At 41.5% G+C, this 23,029-nt stretch carries 19 protein-coding genes; 7 read left to right on the plus strand and 12 right to left on the minus strand.

Going from position 1 to position 23,029, the window contains the following annotated elements:
* The first annotated feature begins 368 nt into the window (after positions 1-368).
* On the plus strand, positions 369-3,410 hold the full coding sequence (locus tag CQA40_RS04685) for a hypothetical protein (protein WP_115519767.1): 3,042 nt from the start codon (positions 369-371) through the stop codon (positions 3,408-3,410).
* 122 nt (positions 3,411-3,532) lie between these two features.
* On the opposite strand, the gene CQA40_RS11085 is transcribed toward CQA40_RS04685, so the two are convergent.
* Entirely contained in the window at positions 3,533-3,670 is a 138-nt protein-coding gene (locus tag CQA40_RS11085) for a hypothetical protein (RefSeq protein ID WP_181882834.1), read from the minus strand.
* Between the two features lie 326 nt (positions 3,671-3,996).
* On the opposite strand from CQA40_RS11085, the gene CQA40_RS04690 reads away from it, so the two are divergent.
* On the plus strand, positions 3,997-5,445 hold the full coding sequence (locus CQA40_RS04690) for a Do family serine endopeptidase (protein ID WP_115519817.1): 1,449 nt from the start codon (positions 3,997-3,999) through the stop codon (positions 5,443-5,445).
* A 282-nt stretch (positions 5,446-5,727) separates the two neighbouring features.
* Here CQA40_RS04690 and CQA40_RS11415 read toward each other — a convergent pair whose 3' ends face one another.
* Complete coding sequence (locus CQA40_RS11415; protein ID WP_147290161.1) at positions 5,728-5,934, minus strand: hypothetical protein; 207 nt, start codon at positions 5,932-5,934, stop codon at positions 5,728-5,730.
* A gap of 27 nt (positions 5,935-5,961) precedes the next feature.
* Here CQA40_RS11415 and CQA40_RS04695 point away from each other — a divergent pair, with 27 nt between their 5' ends.
* Complete coding sequence (locus tag CQA40_RS04695; protein ID WP_147290162.1) at positions 5,962-6,207, plus strand: hypothetical protein; 246 nt, start codon at positions 5,962-5,964, stop codon at positions 6,205-6,207.
* A gap of 32 nt (positions 6,208-6,239) precedes the next feature.
* Here the strand turns inward: CQA40_RS04695 and CQA40_RS04700 are convergent, their stop codons facing one another.
* The 5 genes from CQA40_RS04700 to CQA40_RS04720 form a co-directional block, all read right to left on the minus strand.
* A complete protein-coding gene (locus CQA40_RS04700) occupies positions 6,240-7,466 on the minus strand; it encodes a DegT/DnrJ/EryC1/StrS aminotransferase family protein (protein ID WP_115519769.1) in 1,227 nt (408 codons plus the stop codon).
* 129 nt (positions 7,467-7,595) lie between these two features.
* Entirely contained in the window at positions 7,596-8,309 is a 714-nt protein-coding gene (locus CQA40_RS04705) for a hypothetical protein (RefSeq protein ID WP_115519770.1), read from the minus strand.
* 106 nt (positions 8,310-8,415) lie between these two features.
* The gene (locus CQA40_RS04710; RefSeq protein WP_115519771.1) at positions 8,416-9,705 is read right to left on the minus strand and encodes a hypothetical protein; all 1,290 of its coding nucleotides are present in this window, start codon (positions 9,703-9,705) and stop codon (positions 8,416-8,418) included.
* Between the two features lie 28 nt (positions 9,706-9,733).
* On the minus strand, positions 9,734-10,942 hold the full coding sequence (ilvA, locus tag CQA40_RS04715; RefSeq protein ID WP_115519772.1) for a threonine ammonia-lyase: 1,209 nt from the start codon (positions 10,940-10,942) through the stop codon (positions 9,734-9,736).
* Positions 10,943-11,259: 317 nt separating this feature from the next.
* Positions 11,260-11,841, minus strand: a complete 582-nt coding sequence (locus CQA40_RS04720; RefSeq protein WP_115519773.1) for a hemerythrin family protein — start codon at positions 11,839-11,841, stop codon at positions 11,260-11,262.
* Positions 11,842-12,133: 292 nt separating this feature from the next.
* On the opposite strand from CQA40_RS04720, the gene CQA40_RS04725 reads away from it, so the two are divergent.
* The 3 genes from CQA40_RS04725 to CQA40_RS04735 are packed head-to-tail and all read left to right on the plus strand — an operon-like array spanning position 12,134 to position 14,462.
* The gene (locus tag CQA40_RS04725; protein ID WP_115519774.1) at positions 12,134-12,721 is read left to right on the plus strand and encodes a DedA family protein; all 588 of its coding nucleotides are present in this window, start codon (positions 12,134-12,136) and stop codon (positions 12,719-12,721) included.
* Positions 12,714-13,388, plus strand: coding sequence for a hypothetical protein (locus tag CQA40_RS04730; RefSeq protein WP_115519775.1), 675 nt, complete (start codon positions 12,714-12,716; stop codon positions 13,386-13,388). The genes CQA40_RS04725 and CQA40_RS04730 overlap by 8 nt, the downstream gene beginning before the upstream one ends.
* A gap of 24 nt (positions 13,389-13,412) precedes the next feature.
* Complete coding sequence (locus CQA40_RS04735) at positions 13,413-14,462, plus strand: MBL fold metallo-hydrolase (RefSeq protein ID WP_115519776.1); 1,050 nt, start codon at positions 13,413-13,415, stop codon at positions 14,460-14,462.
* A gap of 37 nt (positions 14,463-14,499) precedes the next feature.
* Here the strand turns inward: CQA40_RS04735 and CQA40_RS04740 are convergent, their stop codons facing one another.
* Positions 14,500-17,250 (minus strand): TonB-dependent receptor plug domain-containing protein, encoded by a 2,751-nt coding sequence (locus CQA40_RS04740; protein ID WP_115519777.1) that lies wholly within the window; start codon positions 17,248-17,250, stop codon positions 14,500-14,502.
* Positions 17,175-17,402: a hypothetical protein gene (locus CQA40_RS10870; RefSeq protein WP_147290163.1), complete on the minus strand. Its 228-nt coding sequence runs from the start codon at positions 17,400-17,402 to the stop codon at positions 17,175-17,177. Before CQA40_RS10870 ends, CQA40_RS04740 begins: the two co-directional genes overlap by 76 nt.
* 422 nt (positions 17,403-17,824) lie before the next feature.
* On the opposite strand from CQA40_RS10870, the gene CQA40_RS04745 reads away from it, so the two are divergent.
* On the plus strand, positions 17,825-19,402 hold the full coding sequence (locus CQA40_RS04745) for a phospholipase A (protein WP_115519778.1): 1,578 nt from the start codon (positions 17,825-17,827) through the stop codon (positions 19,400-19,402).
* A gap of 112 nt (positions 19,403-19,514) precedes the next feature.
* Here CQA40_RS04745 and CQA40_RS04750 read toward each other — a convergent pair whose 3' ends face one another.
* The 3 genes from CQA40_RS04750 to CQA40_RS04760 form a co-directional block, all read right to left on the minus strand.
* On the minus strand, positions 19,515-20,522 hold the full coding sequence (locus CQA40_RS04750) for an alpha/beta fold hydrolase (RefSeq protein WP_115519779.1): 1,008 nt from the start codon (positions 20,520-20,522) through the stop codon (positions 19,515-19,517).
* Positions 20,523-20,647: 125 nt separating this feature from the next.
* Positions 20,648-21,826 carry a metallophosphoesterase gene (locus CQA40_RS04755; protein WP_023927755.1) on the minus strand — a complete coding sequence of 393 codons (1,179 nt, stop codon included), beginning with the start codon at positions 21,824-21,826 and terminating at the stop codon, positions 20,648-20,650.
* Between the two features lie 242 nt (positions 21,827-22,068).
* Entirely contained in the window at positions 22,069-22,989 is a 921-nt protein-coding gene (locus CQA40_RS04760; protein WP_115519780.1) for a PLP-dependent cysteine synthase family protein, read from the minus strand.
* Positions 22,990-23,029: the final 40 nt, after the last annotated feature.

Consider the following 23,029-nt stretch of genomic DNA (forward strand, 5'->3'; position numbering starts at 1 on the left):
GTTTGGCAGTCATCTTTAAGGAGTCAAAATGAAGCAGGGCATTAGACAAGTTTCTATCATCAATAGCACGATAACCAAACGAGAGAGAGAGAGAGAGAGAGAGTAGTTCGCGCTTAATTTGTCATACTGGGCAAAGCGAAGTATCTCAAGTAGAATCTCGCATAGAATCTAATAGAGATATTTCGGTTTTTGCAAAACCTCAATATGACAAAGCAAATGCAGGACAATATAACAAAGTTGATTCTATTGCAAGCGAGTGCAACCCAATCAGTTCCCCCTCCCTTGCGGAGGGGGCTAGGGGGTGGGTAAATCCCACCTCTGCTTTTCAAACAAAGTCAGCAACTGCTAGCAAAGGTAGCACTTCGTCATTGCGAGCGAGCGTAGCAAGCGCGGCAATCCATAAAAAAGAAATGGATTGCTTCGTTGTGGCTTCGCCACTGCCTCGCAATGACAAATCTTTCTATGCTTTTTCCAATGCAAAAGACACCCACCCCCAAACCCCCTCCGCAAGGGAGGGGGCTTTTAAAATTGCAAAATTCTCAAATGGCGACAAAAACAAAAAACCGCGCAAACTAGCACTATCCCTCATCGCAAGCGTAGCACTTACAGGAGTAGCCCTAGACATAGTCGCAGCGGCGGTAAACTGCCGAACGACACTAGATGAATACACTTCAGGCACGACAAATGCAAAAGGCGTGAAGCAAATCTACACCTGCACAGGCACAGCGACAAATGCCGAGCTAAGCACGAAAGGCAATCATCTATATGGATACTATCAGACAAACTACTATTGGGATACGATTATCCAGTTTGGTAGCGCGAGTGAGAGGCTTACTATCGGTGGAGGCACAGACCAAATTTTGGTAGAGTTTAACAGGACCAATGGCAAAACTTGGCAGGGTGCAAATATGGACTATGGCTCAGGGTATTACAAAAAGGTGGAGTTTGGGCAACTAAGTGCGGCGGACAAAACTTTTGTAATCGATGCGCAGGGTAGGACTTGGGTAACCGTATCTACTATCGCAAAAGCAGATATGGCAGGGCTAACCATAAAAAGCAACACAACAACTCCTGTGGGTGGTGGGAGAAATTGGGACGGGGACGCAAAAGGGATATTCCAATCCGTATCTATTGGAAACTACTCTACCATAGGGACATTTACCAACGAAGCGCAAACCGTCTATACCGTAAACATAACAGACGGTGCAAGCATAAACACCATAGACAACAAAACTAGCGCAAATATGAACGACCTAAATATCAATAGCGCGAAAGTAAACACTATCACAAATAGCGGATTTATAGGGAATCTAAGAGTGGGCTATGGCTCTAGTATAAACACTATCACAAACACTTCTGGCACGCTTTATTATTTGGAGCTAAAAGGTGGTGTGGGGATAAACACCATAAACGCAAATGGAGGCACGATACGAACTATCAATGTAACTGATGGCTCTAGCGTGGGCAATGTCAATGTCAATGGAGGCACAATAACTACTCTTGGGATAGCAGGTGTAGATGGCATAAAGCCAAGCTCTGTTGGCTCTATAAGTGGAAATGGCACTATCGGCACACTATATCTAGGAAGCGCAGATAACACAACCCCCTTGCTTGACTACCGAATAGGTGCTACTGTAAATACGCTACTGATATATGGTGCTTCAGTAACGATAAATAGCGGGGATAGCTGGAATAAATTGACAGAAAATAATGCAAATAATGATGGACAGAGAATCTCAATCAGTGGTGGTTGTAATGAAGCTAAATGTATGGGTGCTTCATCAAATGCTATTACTATCAATCTAGGGGATAATATCAGTAGAGATACGATATATGAGCTAAAAAATCTAGTGGTATCGGGGACTACGGGTATCGGCACTTCTCTTAGACAGCGCAATGTAACCGCAGGTAGAGGTGCAGAGATAGTGTGGACAAACCAAGCTAGTGCTTTTCGCCTAAGGGCAAATGGTAGCCAAGCATATATCACTGATGTCTATCGCGCGCTTGCCCTAAGCTATATGCGCAGAAATGCGATGACTCAAAATATCCTAGATACGATGACGACAAAGACATTTCATAGCGACAACTACTACAACCAAGAAGTAGAGCTAAGATTGCTCCAATACGATATGGCGAGACTAACGAACAAAAGTGTGAGATTCTCAAAAACTAGACGCAAAACGGAGGGTAAAATCGACAAAGTGCGTGAAAAAATGGCAAGACTTACCCTGCAGCAAAGCAAGGGACAGGACTTGGAAAAAGGCTATAACAACTTTGAGCTTATCGACCAACTAGATGCGATATTTATCCCATACACCGGGCGCAGGGATTGGAGATTTTTCGCGCTACCTTATGGAGCAAATAGCTATGTCGATATGGGTGTGTCAAACGCGCTAGAGTGGGCTGGGGGTGCGATTTTTGGTATTCAGCGAAATCTGCGCAGTGCGGGGATATTTGGCGGATATGTGGGGTATGAATTTGTAAGCACCGATACACAATCAATAGGAGCACCCACACGAGTGCAGACAAACTCACTTCAAGCAGGGCTAAACTACTTTAAAACTTTCGCAGTTACTTCTAAGGTGTGGGAGGGGTTTATCAAAGCAACTATTCGCGGTGGGGTGGATTTGCCGCAGTTTAGGCTAGAAGCAGGTGGTAGGACAAATATCATAGAAGTAGATAGTGATAGAACAAAAAGCAAAATCCCGCTAATGTGGAGTGTGGGCGGGGAAGTAAAAGGTGGGATTACATTCTATCAGTTTAAGCGAAATAGCTATGTAGCACCTGAAGTGGGACTAAGCTATGATGTGCTATCTTCCGTAGCGACAAAACTCATAAAGCCAACTATACAAACAGACACTACGCCACTATACCCTATCGGTGCGAATGAATACTACGGAGCGATACTATGGCACTTGCCACAGATAAGTGCAGCTGTGCGCTACTACAAAATGTGGGGCAATACATTTCGCACAAATCTAAAAGTAGGTGTGAGATATAATGTCCTAAACACACCACAACTTGGCAGCTTTAAATACGGCAATACTATTGATGATGAGAAGCGCACGATTACCTTGCCTGTGGTGTATGGGAATCTAAGCTTTGATTTGATATGGCTTATAAAGAAAAACCACGAGCTAAGTTTGGGCTATGATGGGCTTTTCTATGCTTCTACATTTGACAAAAGTAACGATAGCGCACTAAGCCAGTGGTTTAATGGCGTAACTACGACACTAAACCTCAAATACGCGTATTGGTTTGGTGGGAGCGACTATGTCAAAGACAAGGACGGCAACGCTGTATCTCGCTCCATACTTGAGGGCAAGAAGTCCAAAAAATCCTCCAAAAAAGACAAGCCCAAGAAAAAATCCAAAAAGTCCAAGAAAAAGACATACTATATCGATGGGTAATATCATAGATTCCCTCTCCCTATGTGGAGTTGCTACTCTTTTCCCCCTCTCCTAGCACGAGGGTATTTGCTTTTCTTTAAACCCCCTCCCTTGCGGAGGGGGTTTGGGGGTGGGTTTTCCCGTCATTGCGAGATTTCGCTTAAGGGGCGTGGAATCGTGGTAGTCCATATTCCAATCGTCATTGCGAGACTTGACGAAGTCAAGTCGTGGCAATCTATGTCTTTTTTATGGATTACCACGCTCGCTTTGCTCGCTCGCAATGACGAAGCCTTAGGAATCTAAAAACCCACCCTACACAAAAATCCTTAAAGCCTATACCCACCCCCCCCCTAGCCCCCTCCGCGCTAGCGAGGGAAAAAGTGTGCTACGATAAATTTGAAGTATGAATATCTCACAAGAAGTGATTTTTGCAAAAATACCTAGATTTTTATAAATATTTAGATTTTCGTTTTACAATTTGGCATTTGCTTTGCTAGCACACAATAATCAGGTGTAAAATTTGCAAAATCTCGCCAAGGATTTTGCTAGCGTTTTGCAAAATCTTGAAGTTTCTTTAGAAATCCAAAAAAATCTAGGAGAATCCAAAATGTCAAAAAAATCCACTCCATACTTTGCCACTCTAGCACTAGCTTGCGTAGTGTGTGTTTCCTCACTGCAAGCCTACTCTATCCAAAATGCCCCCAAAGCCTCCAAACGCGCAAACCCTATGAATGACAAAAACACGGTGTATTCTTACCACGATGCGATTGTGAGGGCTACCAAAGCCGTAGTAAATATCTCCACGCAAAAAAAAGTCGCAAACAACATTATGAATCCAATGTTTAACGACCCGTTTTTTCAGCAGTTTTTTGGCGATATGTATAGCCAAATCCCAAAAGACAGGGTAGAGCGTTCTCTAGGCAGTGGCGTCATCATCTCTCACGATGGCTATATCATCACCAACAACCACGTAATAGACGGCGCGGACAAAATCATCGTAACGATTCCAAATGACACAAGAGAATACACTGCTAGCCTTGTCGGCACGGACAAAGACGGCGATATTGCCGTGATTCGTATCAGCAAAAACAACTTGCCTTTTGTGCCATTTGCCGATAGCAATGATGTCGCAGTGGGCGATGTAGTCTTTGCTATTGGGAATCCATTTGGTGTGGGAGAGACCGTAACTCAAGGTATCGTTTCAGCCATAAACAAAAATATCCAAATCAACGCTTATGAAAACTTTATCCAAACGGACGCTTCAATCAATCCCGGGAATTCAGGTGGTGCGCTAATCGACTCGCGCGGTGCGCTAATCGGTATGAATACCGCTATCCTCTCACGCACAGGGGGCAATCACGGAGTGGGGTTTGCTATCCCTGCAAATATGGTAAAAGAAGTGGCAAACTCCCTTGTCAAAGAGGGTAGAATCCAGCGGGGCTACATAGGTGTAGGCACACAAGACATAAGCGAAAATCTACGCTCAAACTACGGCAACGCTCAAGGTGCGGTAGTCATTTCTATCGACCCTAAGTCTCCCGCACGCAAAGCAGGGCTACTTGTGTGGGATTTGATAACAGCAGTAAATGGCAAGCCTGTCAAAGACTCTGCTAGCTTGCGAAATCTAATCGGTGCGCTAAAACCAAATGAGAGAGCAACCCTAAGCATAATCCGTGATGGCAAACCTCAAACTATCACACTTACGCTTGCTACGCGCAAAGACGGAAGCGCAAATGAAAGTGCACCTGTAAATATCCCAGAATCTAGCGATGAAAAAAGTGCACTAAAAGGAATGCGCGTAGAGCCTCTCTCTGCCCAAATCCGCCAAAGATACAGAATCCCAAGCGACATATCAGGCGTGATAGTAACCAATGTCGCACCAAACTCCCCAGCGCAAGAGGCGGGATTTTCTCAAGGCGACATTATCTCTCAAGTAGAAGACATAGCTATCAAAGACACGGCAGACTTTGCTCGTGCGCTAAACAAATATAGAGGTAAAAATAAGCGATTTTTGGTGTATTCAAACGAGGGTGCTCGCACGATAGTGGCGAAATAAGGCGCGATAATTTAGGCAATAATTTTTGTGATTTTGGGGGTGGATTTGCTTGCTAGCAACTGTGGGTATCATCGCGAAAAATAGAGATATGAAATAGGGGGTATGAGGGTAAATATTTTTTAGTGGAGGGGGAATATTTGGGCTTTGGCTAGATTTTGTGCTTTCTTTAATCCTTACAAATTTTCATATTTCTTAGTTTTGTGCTTAATTCCGCGCTTTGTATTTTCTACTTCTTAAATCCTAAATATCAAAATCCAAAAAAAAAAAAAAACATTCTGCTAGTTATTGCAATGTCTTAAACACAAAAATGGCTTGCCACGAGAATCCTTGCGGATTCTCTCGCAATGACGGGGTAAGGTGGCATTGAATATCATTGCGAGCAAACGAAGTTAGCGTAGCAAAAAACAAGCGAAGCGCAGTTTCTTTAGAAAACAAGCGAAGCGCAGTTTCTTTAGAAAACAAGCGAAGCGCAGTTTCTTTAGAAAACAAGCGAAGCGCAGTTTCTTTAGAAAGCCTTTGGCTTCTTTAGTAAAACAAGCGAAGCGAAGTTTCTTTAGCAATCCAAAAATGCCACTTCGTCATTGCAAGCAAGTCGCAAGACTTGCGTGGCAATCTATCTTTGTTTTTGTGGATTGCCACGAATCTGCTAACGCAGATTCTCACAATGACGGAAGTGGCGTGTGGATTGCTTTGCAAGCAAATCTAGCAATAACAAAAAGCGAAGTTTCTTTAGTAATGACGGGTTTATGGGTTGCTTTATAAAGAATCCCCTCACTTTGCTTAAGCTAGATAGATTATTTTTTAGTGATAAATTCCTCGATTTTATCGCTAATGTATTCAATATGTTTGTTGCGCAGGTGCTCTCCCATCGGCAAGCTTATGATAGTTTTTGCCCTCCTTGAAGCATTTGGAGTGGGTAGCACCCGCACTCTCTCATCATTTCGTAGCACTTCTATATCGCTAAGTGCGTTTGGATAGTGGATAGAGCATTCTATACCGTTTTTTTGCAGAAATTCACACAAACTATCCCTACACTTTTGCCCCTCCATAAGCCACTCAATGACAAAGAGATGCCATACGCACTGCTCGCTAAGAGGTGGTAGCTTTAGATAACCTTTTTTCTCCAAAGATTCTAGCTTATAATAATACCGCCTAGCAGCCCTTGTCCTATATTCGTTATGCGTTTCTAGCAATGGTAGCTTTATCGTCAAAATCTTTGCTTGGATAGAATCTAGCCTTGAGTTATACCCTAGTGCTATGTGGTGGTTTTTTACAAACGCATCGTTTTGGTATTCCTGTCCGTGATTTGCGATTTGCCTAGCTTTTTTGACTAGATTTATGTCTTTTGATAGCACCGCTCCGCCATCGCCATACGCGCCTAGATTTTTGCCCGGATAAAAGCTAAATGTCGCTATATCCCCCACACTCCCTACACTTCGCCCTTGCTTATCCACTCCTCCGTGCGCTTGAGCGCAGTCCTCGATAAACGCTAGAGAATTTTCTTTGGCAAAATCGCGTAGCTTATCCAAATCAAGCACTTTGCCATAGAGATGCACAGCGATAAATGCACTAGATTTTGGGCTTAGATTTTCTTTATTTATGACAAATTCGCCATTTTCATCGCAATCAATTATTGCGAGGTTTAGCCCCGCATTTAGCACAGCTTCTGCGCAGGCAAAGTAAGTATTTGCAGGGATAAGCACTTCACTATGAGGTGGCAAATCTAGGGCTTTTAGGGCGATTTGTAGCGCGTCAGTGCCATTGCCTACGCCTACGCAGTGGTTTTTGTTATAAGCACTATGAAGTAGCTCCTCTATGGCTTCATCTAGCTTTTCTTTGGGTTTTTTGGGTGCTTTGCCAAAAATCGTGCTACTGAAATTCTCCTCAAACTCACTTACCGCGCTTCCTAGCACGAATTCTGCATTTTTGCAAATGCTCTCTACACCCTTTAGCACCGCTTTTTGCAAATCCACAAACTGCGCTTTCAAGTCCAAAAACGGAACTTTTTTGACTTCTTTCATATCCTTACACCCTTTTGCCACACCTATTGAAAAACTTTCAAAGGCAAGCGATAGATTTTGCTAGACACCCTCTCATCTTGCAATTAGAATCTAAATCGGCAGGATTTTTTAACAAAATCGTATTTTTATCTAGCACACACCATTATGAGAAAGAGAAGCATAGCCTGTGTTTGGGTGGATACATATTGATTTGCTAAAGCCTTTTTTGTGTAGTGTGATTTTTAGCGGGGCGTGCAGGGCAAGTGCTTCTTTGCCACAATAGGGCTTGCCAAATCTATCAAATTTCACGCGAAAAGTCCCCATTTCTTGGCAGTGTGGATTGGAATCTAGTGAGATAAATTCTACACCAAAATACTCCCCTAGCCTAACGGCTATTTCGGCGTTGTTGCGACATTCTATGGAAATGTTTATGTTGCTATATCCTGATAGACATCGCTTGTTTTTGCCACTTGTAGCGATTATATCACCCACGCTTGGCTGATTGTCTCTATCGGTAGTGGGGGCAAATCTAGGCGTATCAAAATATATGCTAAAACTTTGAGGGGTGTAGATTCCGCTTTGGTGGAATTGGATTTGCCAAAAGTTTTTGTGTGATTCTAGCAGTTTGCTTGGGCTAATTGATGGGTGCATTTTGGTAAGTGTTTGAGTCTGTGCAATGGTGGCAAAATCTAGCGAATCATTTAGTGCCAAATGCTGCGTATAGCGAATATGAGATAGAGTATGGATAGCAGCACTATGGAGGGCTTGGCTAGATTTTGGTGGCAAGCCAAAAAGCACAAAAGCCCCCAAAATCGCAATCCCAAAAACAAGCTCAAGCACGCTAAAACAATTACGCATAGTCATTTTTCACTTTTTGATAAATTTGGCAGGATTTTGCATAAAAATTTTTGCCACAAGATTTTTACGCAAAATTCTTTCATAAATTCTTGCGATGAAAATTTTAGTGCGACTACACACGACATCCACTATGTCGCACCAAAAAATAGCTAGCCACACTCACACCAAAATACTCTATGGAGATTCTCTCGCTTCTATATCCCTTTGGCTTTTTCTCATAAAGGCAAGCACCACTCCCCATACCCACACCATAAAACCCAAGTCGCAAGGCAAGGCTAGAATCTTGCGTTTTTATCGCAAGTATATTGCGCGATTTTAGCTCGTTTGCCAAGTCTTTTGCCACATAGTAGGGATAGGCAAAATTTGGCTTAGATGAAAAAATATATGTGATTTTGTTGCCAAATAGCAAAATCGTCTCTAAAAGCAAAGTGGCTATGATAAAACTCATACGAATTCTAAATCGCCTTTTAAACTGCTTTAGCCTCAAGCGAATATCGCTAAAAAATCCAAATGCTAGCACAGGGAATCCCACCAAAAGCAGTGGAGTGAATTGCGTAATATCTACCTTTTGGCGCAATGACAAAAGTAGCATAAGTATAAGCCCGCTTGTAGCGATATACACCATAAGAGAATCCTCTTTGCGCCTTGCCACTGCTGCATAGAGCGTATAGACATAATACAAAAACAAAAACGGCGAAAAAAGCATAGCAATACTTCCTAGCAAATCCAAGCAATACGCCTTTGGAATCCCACCGATAGATTCCTCATACAAAAACATATTTATCCCAAATCCCAAAATCGAAGCGATAAATGTCTTTGTTTTGCGCTTTTTTATCGCAAACGCACAAAGTGCTACAAACACCGCACTAAAAGCCAAATCTAGCAAACCAAAAACAAAAATGCTAATATAAGGTGGGCGAGAAAAACGCATCTGAAAATAGCAAATAAGCAACAAAGCAAATAAAATAAACCCGCTTTTATATAGCAAAATCGCGCTTAGATTTGTCGCAGGCAAAAGTGCGTATAACGCCATAAGTAGCAACGAATCGCTAGGCTTTTTGAGATACAAACGGCTAAGATTATACATAAGTAGCATATTTACACAATGAAGTGCCAAAAAACTCCCTCTAAGCGCGTAATCATTGCTCCCAAAGATTTCAAGGCAAAGTGCTACAAAAGAAAATAAATGAGAATCCCTAGCTGATAAAAGTGCGTTTATCTCTTTGCCACTGATAGAAATCTCGCTTATCATAAAAAGCAGTGCAGATAGGCTTGCTAGCAATATAGAGCCAAATCCCACATCGACTAAATCATACTTGCGCCCTGCTCTTTTGAAATCCTCTGCCCAAATAGCTATGTATAAATATAGTTTTTTAAATATTTGAGATATATTTGCAAGCATTGATACCCCCTAAAATCGTGCATAAAATCTACAAAATCTCACTAAATTCATATCCATTTGCTTTTAGCTCTTTGCAGATTTGCTGCTTGTGTGCTTCGCCCTTTGTCTCAATAGCAAGCGTGATATATACATCTCCATAAGCTAGATTTATTGAAGTCCTATCATAATCAGTTTGGACAATATTTGCATTTGCCCTTGCAAGTATGCTAGTGAGGTTTTGGAGTGCCCCGGGCTTGTCCATAAGCACGATTTGTAGCTGTAAGCGTCTATGGGTTTTGATAAGCCCTTTTTGGATAATGAGATTTAGCATAGTTACATCGATATTTCCACCGCTTAGCACTATGCCTACACGCTCATTTGGCTTGATTTCTAGCTTGCGATGAAGCAGGGCAGCCACGCCAGAAGCCCCCGCTCCCTCCACGACTAGCTTTTGATTTTCTAGCAAGTAGAGAATCGCACTTGCGATTTCCTCATCATCTACTTCAACTATCGCGCTTAATCCCTCGCAAATATATGAAAAATTTAGCGCATTGACATCGCGCACAGCTATGCCATCTGCAATAGTGCGAACCGAAGTAGAATTTTGGATTTTTTTGGCATAAAAACTTGTCGCCATAGCATTTGCTCCCTTTGCTTGCACGCCTATGATTTTGGTGTGAGGGCTTAGGGCTTTGTATGCGCTTAGGATTCCCCCGATAAGTCCACCACCACCGATAGGCACAAGCACAAAATCTAGCTCTTGCTCCTCTATCATCTCAAGTGCGATAGTCCCCTGCCCTGCCATCACCTCCTCATCTGCAAATGGGTGGATAAAGCTCAAATCCCTTTGCTTTGCTATCTCATAAGCCTTAGCATAAGCCTCATCATAGTTATCCCCACTTAGCACGACTTCAGCACCTAGCTCTTTGGTGGCTAAAACTTTTAGAAGTGGTGTGGCTTCAGGCATAACAATCACAGAGGGTATCCCAAAATGTCGCGCGGAGTAGGCTACGCCTTGAGCGTGATTGCCCGCACTTGCAGCGATGACACCTTTTGCGCGGGATTGCTCACTCATTTGAGCGATTTTGTTAAACGCGCCACGAATTTTAAACGCCCCCGTGCGTTGCAAGTTTTCTTTTTTTAGGTAGATATTTGCGCTTGTTAGGCTTGATAGTCTAGGTGCGTAAGAAAACGCCGTGCGCTCAATCACAGGAGCGATGATTTGATGAGCTTTTTGTATGGATTCTAGGGGAAGCATAGATTTCCTTATTATGTGAGATTGCGGAGTGCTTTAAGGCTTTTTGTAGTTTTATCACATTTTTTGCGTTTTTAGATTGTGTGGCGTTATTGTAGTAGCTTAGAGTTTAAGAAGTGTTTAATGTGAAATAAAATCACTTGCAGATTTTGGCAGGATTTTACTTGTGGTTTATTTTGTGGCTTAGCCTTATTCACTTGGTTTTGGCTTTTTTTGCTTATCTTTACACTTGACTTGTGTTTGATTGTAAGTTGCTTATCGCTTGAATTTTGCTTAGGCACAACCGTTATGCCACATTTTATGCAAGTATATTTATAGGCTTATTGTGTGGGTTCTTTTTTGTCATCACGGACAAATTTTATCACCTGCCCGCAGGATTTGCAATGAAAACTCTTGCCTTTTTGGATTTTTTTGTGAATCGTATCAAGCAAGTGAAATTCTTTTCGGCATTGACAAGTGTAGATATGAAATATTTCTTTGTGTTGCTCTAGATTTTTCTTTGCTTCTTCTTGGTGGGAAGCCCTCCATTTTTCTATTTGCATATCCTCTTTCAAAATATGCTCTATGAGCCAATCCTGCGTGATAATGGCAAGTTTTTGCTTAAAATCATAGCGGATATTTTGGATAAGGCTTGTCATATTGCTTATGATTTCTTGGTGGGATTCTCTTTGCTGCTCTAGGTGGGGATAGCCGATGCTCTCCATATAGGCTTCCTCATCGGCAAAATGCACTTTCATATACTCAAATAGCTCAAACAAAATCTGCTTTATTTCATCGCTACCCGCTTGCTTGTTGATAAGCAATCCCGCACGATAAGCAATGTCAAAAAGCTGCTTGTGCTGTGCATCAATAGCGTCATTGTGTATGCTATATTTGCTTTGCTCCCATTGAGGTAAATCCATTTTCATTCCTTAAAAGCATTCTTTTTCCAAACCAAAAATATTATAAAGCCAAACCCTCAACTCTAGCTTTGATAAACTCCCTTACACAATCTCCTTGCTCAAAAATAGAATAATTATACATACAAAATAAAAATTTGCGAAATAAATTTTTGCAATAAATTTTTAAGATTTTCTTTATTTGTATTTTTGAAGTTTGCGTAAAGTAGGTTTTATGTGGATATAATCCCTTTTCGTATTTTTAGAAAATTGCAGATTTTATCAAATAAATAGTCAAACAACAAAGGCAAAAAAAATGGAATCTACAATCAACTCTTTTAGGGATTCTTTTGATTCGTGGGGATATATCGTGCTATTTTTGTATTGTATGGGTAGCGGATATGTGGGGATTTTGGCAGCGGGCGTGCTTTCCAGCCTAGAGCAGATGAGCCTTTCTCTAAGCATACTTATAGCGACTTTGGGCAATATTTTTGGTAGCTCTATGCTTGTATATGCGGTGCGCTATGAGAAAAAAGAGTTTGCCAAATACCTTAGCAAGCATCGCAGAAAAATCGCGCTAATGCACTTGTGGCTACGCAAATACGGCTCTATCTTGATTTTTATAAACAAATACCTATACGGAATCAAGTTTTTAGTCCCTGTGGCAATCGGCGTTAGTCGCTACAATTTCAAAAAGTTTTTGCTACTAAATGCACTCTCTTGTGTGATTTGGGCTAGTTTGCTAGGAAGTGTGGCGTTTTATAGCTCAAAATTTATCATCGGGCTTTTTGACAAATATGGACAATACTCATACCTAGCCGTAGTAGCGGTATTTGCCGTTGTTCTCATTGGCATAATCGCGCTTAATAGATTTTCAAAACCAAAAGTGCTAGAAAATGAATAATGCGACTTTACAGCCATTTAGTATTTTGGCAGGGATTGTAGGGATTTTGTTTGGTGCTTTGCTTATATGTGGGGATTTTGCACTCTGTGCAAAATCTAGCCAACAAGTGCAAGAACCAAAGGAATATTTGCGCACTTCCAAAAACAAATCTGGCAAAAGAGAAACACCTCATAATGAATCAAGTGAGGCTTTGCCTGATGCAAATGAGTTTTTGCGATTTTTCCAAGCAAATCTAGAAAAACGACACAAAGAGATTTTGCAAGCCACTTTGCAAAATAGTTTTTTGCGCTTTAGAGGGTATTCACTTATTGATTATAGCGTATATAAAAAACTATCTTGGCGTGAGAGAAGCAAAATCAAAAAACCGCTTGTGTTTTTTCGAGGATTTGTCGATAGCGAGCCTATATATAGCGAGCTAGGTGGGGTAAGCGTCTATGCAAGGCTTGCAAGTGATGAAGCTATGCGCGTGCATCTAAACTTCCAAAATCGCTATTTTAGCGACTTGCAAACCATAAGGGGTAATGGCACGAATCCAAATACACAAAACACTAAAAATACTAGGCAAAATACAAACACACAAGCTATTCAAAAAGGTAGATTTTATGCACTATGTGCACTGCCAAAGATAAACCGCTGCTTACTGCTTGGCATAGGCGAGAAGTGGTAAATCTAAGAAAATACTAGATAGCAAATGACACACAGCACGGCAAAAGAATCAAAAGATTTCACCACTCCGCACAAAAATTCCAAAATCAAAAAATCCACGCTTTTTGAAATCCTACGCTACCCAAAAGATGTGCATATCCCAAGCATAAAAAACGACATAAAATCACTGCCCAAAAACGATAGCTTTGTGTGGTTTGGGCACTCTTCGATATTGCTTATGATAGGCGGGAAGCGGATTTTGGTTGACCCGATTTTGGGTAGCGCAGCTAGCCCTTTTGGGCGCATTTGCAAGCCCTTTAGTGGAGCAGACATCTATAAACCAAATGATTTGCCACCCATAGACTATCTCATCATCACGCACAATCACTACGACCACCTAAGCAAAAATACTATAAAAAAACTTGATATTACAAAAGCATTTGTCCCGCTTGGTGTGGGGAAATATCTGCAAAAATGGGGGATAAAAAAGGCAAATATCACAGAGCTAGGCTGGTGGGAAAGCACAGATTTGGATAGTCATTTGAGATTGCACTGCTTCCCTACGAGGCATTTTTCAGGTAGATTTCTCATAGACGCAAACAAAACTCTTTGGGCAAGCTATGGCATAGAATGCCTAAAAAATCAAAGTAAAAAAATCTACCTAAGTGGAGATGGCGGATATGGAGAGCATTTCAAAGACATAGGAGAGGCTATGGGTGGCTTTGATATATCTTTCATCGAAAATGGGCAATACAGCTTTCAGTGGGCAAAAATCCACCTTTTTCCAAATGAAAGTTTGCAAGCCTGCGCTGACTTGCACACAAAAGTCGCCGTGCCGATACACAACTCGAAGTTTAAGCTATCCACTCACAAATGGAGCGAACCACTAGAGAGCATAAGCACACTTTATGAAAACGCACGCAAAAATGGCAAGATAGATTTTGGGCTACTTACGCCGATGATTGGCGAGATTGTGCCATTGTGGGAGGAGGACAGAACACACGAAATAAAAGCACGCGAAATAAATAAGAGTGAAATAGACACAAATCAAAAAAGCAGCACAAAACCATACACAAACAAATGGTGGAAAATCTAAAATTTTAATCAAAACTTGGCTTAAAAATCTAAAAATCCTAAAACTTATATCCCACTTGCACCCAAAACTGCCTACCTAGCTCATATACAGGCACAGCAGTTAGCCCCGCACTATTGGTATAAGTAGCCGAAGCTATCATTAGATTTTGGTTATCTAAGACATTTATTATGTCTAGATTTGCATAGAGCGTGTTTGACTTCCACACGCCTACTTCAAACCCCACTCTCATATCCCAATTAAAGCTAGCAGGCACGCGATATTTTTCAAATGCAGCTGTGATTTGGGGGTATTGTGCTTTTATTTCGGTAAATCGTTGTGTCCGTTCGCCTATGCTTGCCATAGCATTGTAGCTACTTCGCACGCGAAAAAAGTTATTCCACAGCCATTTAAATTTGCCAATGAGAAAGCTAGTGGTGGTGTTTAGTCGTATCGTATAGGGGCGAGTGAAGTTTGTCGCAGGGCGATTTGCGTATTGGATTACCTGCCCGCCGTAGTATATCCACTCATTTGCTAGCTCGCCCTCCGTGATAGAGCTAGTGTAGTCCTCATAGTTTCTACGCACATTACTCCAATCAAACGCAAATAAAATATGATTTCTCACGCCACCGAAATCTAGGCTTTTGTGATTTTGCACTGCTAGGCTTATCACATCAGTATCGCTTCGCCCCTCATTTGTATACACATAGCGCAAATCGCTTGTAAGCCCTGCGACATTGCTAGCGCAATTATATGAGCTGATAGAGCCATCGGGTGCTTGGCACATTCTGCGGATTTCATCTCTACCACCACGATAGATATACTTCGCGCTTATTTGTAGGGCGTAGAGATGCTGCACGATTCCGCCCATTAGCTCATTTGAGTATGGCACGCGCATTTTTTTGAAATTTGTGTCGTTTTTGTTTTGGCTAAAGCAATCACTTTGATTGTAGCAGTTTGCTTTTTTGTTTGCCTCATTTGCCATTATGTCGTGTTGCCACGATTTGGTTGCATCACTTCTTGCTAGGCTATATTGCAGTGAGCTTCGCTCCTCCATTAGTCGGTAGGCAAAAAGATTGCGTCCGTAGTAGCGAGATACACCAAATGTAAGCTGCGTAGCAAAATCTCTCCCCCTACCCCACTTACTCCACGGCAGGACATAGTTTAGCGAAAATCTAGGCGATAGCGTAGCTTTGCTCATATATGTATCAAAATCAAGCCTTAAGCCAACCCTAGCATTTATCTCCCCTGCTTTATGCAAATCAAACCTCATATCATCTTCTATCCACGAGCCAAAGTTTAGTGAATCTAGCGAGATTTTCCCAGCCTTGTAGTAGCTTAGTCGGTAGGCATACTGCCCATTATTATTTGCCCAATTACCATTTGAATAATACACTTTTGAAGCACTACAAGATATATCCCCACTTAGGCAAGTCTGCCCCGCACTTAGCGGAGCTAGCCACGCAGTCCCACCAAAAAGCATATCCTCCATTCGCTCATAGTAGGCATTTACATAGCCAGAGTCTAGCCCTATACTGAAGCGATTTTCCCACACCTTTAGGCTTAGCGTTTCAAAATCTTGTGCTATTTTGACATTTAAATTGATTTGCTTTGTGTCGACATTGCCATAGCCGCCCTCACTTACCGTGCCACTTTGTAAGTTGTTTGTCCAGTTTTTTTCCTCACTTGCCCTCCAGCCTAGATAATTTACCTCGCTATTTATCCGTGAGCTATCCATATAGTTTATATTACTTTGTGCTACCAAAAATCCAGCCCTATTTTTCCAAAGTGCTTTTAGTCCCGCTTGGTGTCCGCCACTCAGCATATCAAAGCTAGAATTTTTGGTGTTTCTTATGAAGTAGTTGCTATAAGTTGGCGCATAAGCGTAGCTTGCTTCTAGTGTTAGATTGTCCGTTATGTCATAGCTTGCTTTTAAGAAGTAGTTGTAGTTTTGGCGTTTTTGGGTTTTGCGCTTCTCATCAAGCGTGGCAGCTAGATAGGAGCTAGAGCCAGAATTTAGCGGGATAAAGCTCTGCGTGGTGGTGAAGCTAGCGACTATGCCTAGCTTTTGGGTGATTTTGGATTCTAAGCTAGCGCGGATAGAGTGCTTGACAAACTGCGGATGTCCCCCTGTGGCATCTGCGGCTAAAAAGTTATTTAGCCCATCGCCATTTGCGCCACCATAAATATGATAATTTGTAAGGCTGAAGTTTTTGGGATTTGCATTGCCTTGTGAGATTTGGTAGCTGATATTTGCGCCAAATTTTTTCCTAGCTCTTTTTGTTTTTGCCTCTATCACACCACCTGTAAATCCACTATACGCCGCACTTACATTGCTATCTTGCACAGAGATTGACTCTAGCAGGGCAGTGTCGATATTTAGCCCTTGAGATTGCCCGGGTAGTGCGGTAGTAGCTACGGGATTATAATTGCCATAGCTTCCTGCCGCAGGGTCTAAGTCATTATTCATATTAAACCCATCGATTTGGAAATTATTTTGATAATAAAGCCCACCGCTTATGGATATATTTGCAGGGTTGATTTCGCCCGGTGTCGAGCTAGAATTTTGCCTTGTGTCATACTGCACATTTGGCAAAATCTTTAGGATAGAGGTAATATCGCCATTTCCATTTGGGCTTGACTCTAGCATACTGCGTGAGATTTCCCCCGCACTGCTTTGGTATCGCTCCCTAGATTCTAGTCCTGCGTCTTTGTAGCCTTTGGCAACTACTTTGCCTAAATCTTTTGCCTGTAAGTCTTGTGATTTTGTTGATTTTTGTGGCTTTGTGTCGGGAGTGTTTGAATCTTGCACTTTGGAATCATATTTGGGCGCAAGAATCGCCCCCCCCCCCCGCTATCTCTGTTTGCAGTTGTGTTGTTTGTGTTATCAGCGAGTGCAATCCCACTAGCAAATACGCTAATCATACTCAAAAATACCAATGACTTATAGCCACAAAATCTCATAAAAACTCCTTAAATTTTGTATCTTGTATGCGAATTATGCCAAAAAAATTCAAAGATATGATTATAAAACAATTTCTTATTTTATTCCTATAATGTAGCACTTTTTGAGAATTTTTATAGCTTGCGCAGATAACGATATTTGCTTAAAATCAGGGATTCTCATAATGCTATAAAAAATAAAAATACTTTGTAAAATAAGACTTACAAAGCCCCCATAAAAGCGCAAAAATTCATAAATAAGCTACAAATAGTTACACTTAGAAATTTTTAAATATTTTTTAGGCAATCGCTTTTGATTTTTATCAAAATCCTGCTAAATCTTGCTTCAAACTTTTTGTGCTTTAAAAACAATAACGCATATAGTTTTATAAGCTATTGATATATTTTTGTCTTATATAATTTGCGATTCTACAATACATAAGATGCAAAGGACTTGCAATGCAAAAATTTCACCTAAACGAGAGAGAGAGAGAGAGAGTAGCTCACGACTAGATTGTCATACTGAGCGAAGCGAAGTACCCAAAAATGCAAACGCAAATGTGCAAAATCCTTTGGATATTTCGGTTTCTACGAAAACTCAATATGACAAAGCAAATGCAGGACAATATAACAAAGTTGATTCTATTGCAAACGAGTGCAACCCAATCAGTTCCCCCTCCCTTGCAGGTGGCGATTCCACTTATTCCCCCTCCCTTAGCGCAAGTGGTGGCGAATCAATCAGTTCCCCCTCCTTTGCGGAGGGGGTAAGGGGGTGGGTAGATACCACTTCCGCACTTCAAGTAAAGCCAACAACTGCTAGTGAATATGGCATTTTCGTCATTGCGAGCGAGCGAAGCGAGCGTGGCAAAACAAGGCGAAGCCGTAGTTTCTTTAGTAATGACGAATCTTTCTATGCTTTTTCTAATGCAAAAGATACCCACCCCCAAACCCCACTCGTGCTGCGGGAGGGGGACTTTAAAAAGCCAAGCCACACCCGCTTATGTGCAAAAGTATCCCTAGTCATTTTAGCAATCATAACAACGGCTAGCATAAATATACTTATAGCTTTAGAATATACAAAACTTTGCGCAAAGTCCATTATCTCATCTCACACAGATTTTTGCAAACAATCAAGCACAGACTACCTCACAGATTTTGCGCCACGCTCCGCCATAGATTTTGCAAATCCTACAAAACAACAAAACTACACGGATTTTAGAAATTTTGCAGATTCTACTCCTTATGCTATACCTCGCCCTAAAGATATTAGTGCGTTTTTGTGGATTGAAAATTGGCGTGATACATACTTTTTGTATGTTTATAATCTAACACCAATGCGAAATCCACAATATTTGCGTGGGGAGCTAAAAGGACAAATTAGTTTTCGCGCACCTATTATTCCAAAATTTTTTAGCCAAAATTGGATTTTCTACCTTGCTTTTACTAATACATTTTATTTCCAGCTTTTTAATGAAAAAGCTAGCTCGCCTATGCGAGATAATGACTTTCAGCCCGAATTTTTACTTACATACCGCCACAAAAACCGACACAAAGGCGATTTTGAGCAAGGCGATAGATTTAGCCTTACAGAAATCACTTTTGGGTGGCGGCATATCAGCAATGGTGAGATAGACAAAGCACAAGGTGGTGTGGCAGATAGAAGTAGGGGAAGCGATAGATTTATCCTAAAGGCAAGATTTTCTAACAAGCATTGGGGGTTTGATATGGAGGCATTCGTGCCGACTAGATTTTACAAAGAAAACCTAGATATTTACAAATACTTAGGCAGCTTTGAAGCGAAGGTAAATATGCGATATGGTAATCACTTGGCAGATTTTAGCTTAGGTGGATTGCTAGGAGTTTTGCAGCCACCTTATAGCATTGCCAAAAGCCACTCTACACCATATTTCCGCACCAGCTACACTTACAAAATAAATGAATATTACGGATTGTATATGCAGTATTTTGTAGGCTATGGAGATATACTCTCTATGAATACAACTCCTACGCGCATAGAATAGGGCTAGGCATTCGCTTTGTGAGGTAGTCTAGCTTTTAGCACACGCGACAAAAACAAGCCCCGCACATTAAAAGCACGGATTTTCTACAAAGTATTTATAAATCTAAGATTTTTTAAAATCCTTTCACGCTTAGCCATAGCAATATATCCTCTAGCACTTGAGATTTTATACGCTCATTTAGCACTTCGTGCCTAGCCCCCTTGTATAGTAGCATTTCCACATCATCAAATCCTTGGAAACGCAAATGCTCTCTAGCCCTCTGCACGCCCGCTCCAAACTCCCCGCTAGCATCATCACTACCACTTACAAAAAGTATCGGCAAATGCGGTTTTTGCGGATATGGATACGCGCCATAGACTTCTTGCATTCCCTCAAACAAATGCAAAAAGCTCTGCGCATCAAAGTGAAAACGGCATTTTTCATCAGCGAGATAGCCCTGCACCACCGCTTCATCAGCGCATAGCCAGCCTAGCCCTGTTTTGTCCCCCTGCTTTGCAAATCGTTTGTTAAATCCACCAAAAAGGATTTTGTTTATCACTTTTCCGCCGAGCTGCCCCGCATTGAAAAAGCAAAACAGCTTTGCAAGCCTTATCCCCCATTTTAGCTCTTTTTGCTCCTTGCTAGCACTAGGAGAGCCACTCAAAATCAGCGCGTCCAAGCTATCGCCATATAGCATAAGATACCGCCTAGCAAGCAAAGAACCCATAGAATGCCCCAAAAGAGCGACTTTTTGAGGTTTGTATTGCTCTTTTAGCAAGCAAGTGAGTTTATATAAATCATAAGCAGATTTTTGGAAACTATCCTCCCCCATACACCCTAGCGTGATTTCATCGCCATTTGTGCTATCGCCGTGCCCTCTATGGTCGCTTACTGCGACTATGAAGCCGTTTTTGGCAATCTCTTTTGCCACCCACTCATATCGCCCTTTGTGCTCTACCATTCCGTGTGCGATTTGGGCAAGATATATAGGCGATTTGGACTCTTGGGCAAAAACAGGCTCATACACATCATAGCTTACTTCGCCAAAATCGCTTCTAAATTTTAGCGAACGCGTGATTTTGACTTCGTTTGTGGCGGTGGCTTTTAGGCTATTTTTGGGTGGCGTTTGAGAATCTAGCATTTGTATCCTTTGTAGCTGACTTTTTGATTTTGTCGCTTTTAGTGAAATCTCTCCAATCTCAATACAACTAAAAGCAACAACTGAAGTATTGTATCTTATTTAAGCTAAATATTGAAGTGAGTATATTATTTTGGTGGTATGAAGTCAAACACGGCGATTTCGCCATCGCTAAACGCCCTCATAGGTGGTCCCCAAAATCCCGCACCTTGACTTACATAGATATATCCTCCACCATCGATTTTGTGTAGACCCTTTAAAAACGGCTGCTGAAGCAACACAGCAAGAGAAAAAGGGAAAATCTGCCCGCCGTGCGTATGCCCACTAAAAATAAAATCAATGCTTTCAAGTTGATGTTTGTTTAGGTATTCAATCGCTTTTGGCTGATGAGTCAAAAATATCGTAGGAATGTCTATCTCTCTATGTGCGAGTGCAGCGGCAAAATCAGGGCGATAAATCCCCATACGATTCCCCATCAAATCTGTAATCCCCGATAAATTTACAAATGGCTTTTTCTCTCTTTTGCTAGATTCTACCTTGCGCCAAATTATCATCGTTTCATTTAGAAGTGGCGTGATATTTAGGTTTTTTAGCGTAGCAATGATAGAATCTATATCGTATAAATACTCGTGATTGCCAAGCACATAATATACGCCATATTTCGCCCTCAATGCCTTAAAAATATCCAAACTCTCTAGAGCGTTTTCTAGCTTTGTGTCGATAAAATCCCCCGTGATAACGATAATGTCTGGATTTTCGCCATTTAGTAAATGCACGATTTGAGCTGTGCGCGTGCTATCGATAAGCCCACCGATATGCACATCACTGATTTGGGCTACCCTAAGGGGTTTTTCTAATCCCTCTAGCTCAAGGCTTGCTCGCTTGATAAGTGGCTGCTCTAGCCCGTGATACAAGGCATATCCACTATACACAAAGCAGAGGGCTACTATGGTGCGCTTGACTTTGGTGGTTAGGTGCTGTGGCTTGCGAAAGATAAATAATGTGATATTGATAAATGCTGCGATAAATGCTGCGATAAGGAAAGAAAACGCCACGCCTACCGAGATAGACATAGCAAAAAACAACCATTGCGGAGCGATAGCAAAGGAGCGCATCCACATATAGCCGATACAAAGCAACATATTTCCCCACAATATGCACGCATACACGCGAGATAGCCACTGCCTATGAGAGATAGAGCGCACAAGCAAAAAATAAATCACAATATGAACTAAGACAAATACCCCGCAGGCAAGTAGTGGAAAAAGTAGCGTTTGCATTTGGGCAAATTCTGGCGTGTCTTGCATTCTTAATTCTCCTTAAAAGTTTTTTCTATATTACTCTATTTTCATTACTCTATTTTCACGGCTAAATTCTCTCTAAAATTTGTGCCAAAAAAACAAAAATATTTGATTAGATAACGCTTATTTTTGTATTTTTGGCTTTTTGTGTGAAATACAAATCCGCAATTAAGTAAAAAAAGCTAAAAACTTCACTTTTTTCTAGCAAATTTTAAGCAAGCAAAATCAGGCAAAATCTAAACCCCACCCTAAAAAATACCTCTCTCATCAATGTATCTCTCTAGTCTATCGGCAAAAATCGTAACAATATGAGAATCATAAACTTCATTTGCGAGCTTTAGCGCAGCCATAAGGCACGCACCCGATGAGATTCCTGCTAGCACACCCTCTTTTAGTGAGAGCATTTTCACTCCCTCTATCGCTTCTGTATCGCTTATTTTTAGCACTTTATCAACTAGAGTGCTATCCATTGTCTTTGGCGTAGTTTTGTTGCCAATCCCCTCAATATGAGAGCAAACACCCTCATCTTCTTTGCCAAACCCACCGATATGCGAGCCTAGCGGGTCGCAAAGCATCGTTTTTATGCTAGGATTTTGCTCTTTTAGATACTTTGCGATTCCGCTAAAACTCCCTCCACTACCCGCACCTGCGATGAAGTAGTCGATTTTTCCATTTAGCTCGGAGTAGATTTCACGCGCTGTGTGAAAATAATGCGCTTTTGGATTATCTCCGTTTTCAAACTGCCCTAGAGAAAGCGCGTTTGGAATCTGTGAGAGTAGCTCATCTGCCTTATCAAGCGCGCCTTGTATGCCCCGCTCCTGCGGTGTGTTTATCACTTCTGCACCAAGTGCGCGGATAAGGGATTGCTTTTGTTTGGAAAAATGCTCTGGGATAACCAAAATCAACCGATAAGGCGTGTGTAGCGTAGCTAGGGCTAGCCCTAGCCCCGTATTTCCCGCTGTGGCTTCGACTATCACGCTATTTTCTTTTAGGATTCCACTTTTTTGGGCTTGCTCTATCATATAGATTCCCGTGCGGTCTTTTAGCCCACCTGCTGGGTTTGCATACTCGCATTTGCCATAGATTTTATTTCCATTTGGCACTTTTATGTGTGCTAGCTCCAAAAGTGGCGTATCTCTCACAGCTTGAGTTATAGAGTGTATAAGCATTTTGTATCCTTATTTTGTGATTTATATATGCTTTTTGCAT

The organism is Helicobacter sp. MIT 01-3238, from assembly GCF_003364135.1.
Lineage (GTDB): Bacteria > Campylobacterota > Campylobacteria > Campylobacterales > Helicobacteraceae > Helicobacter_B.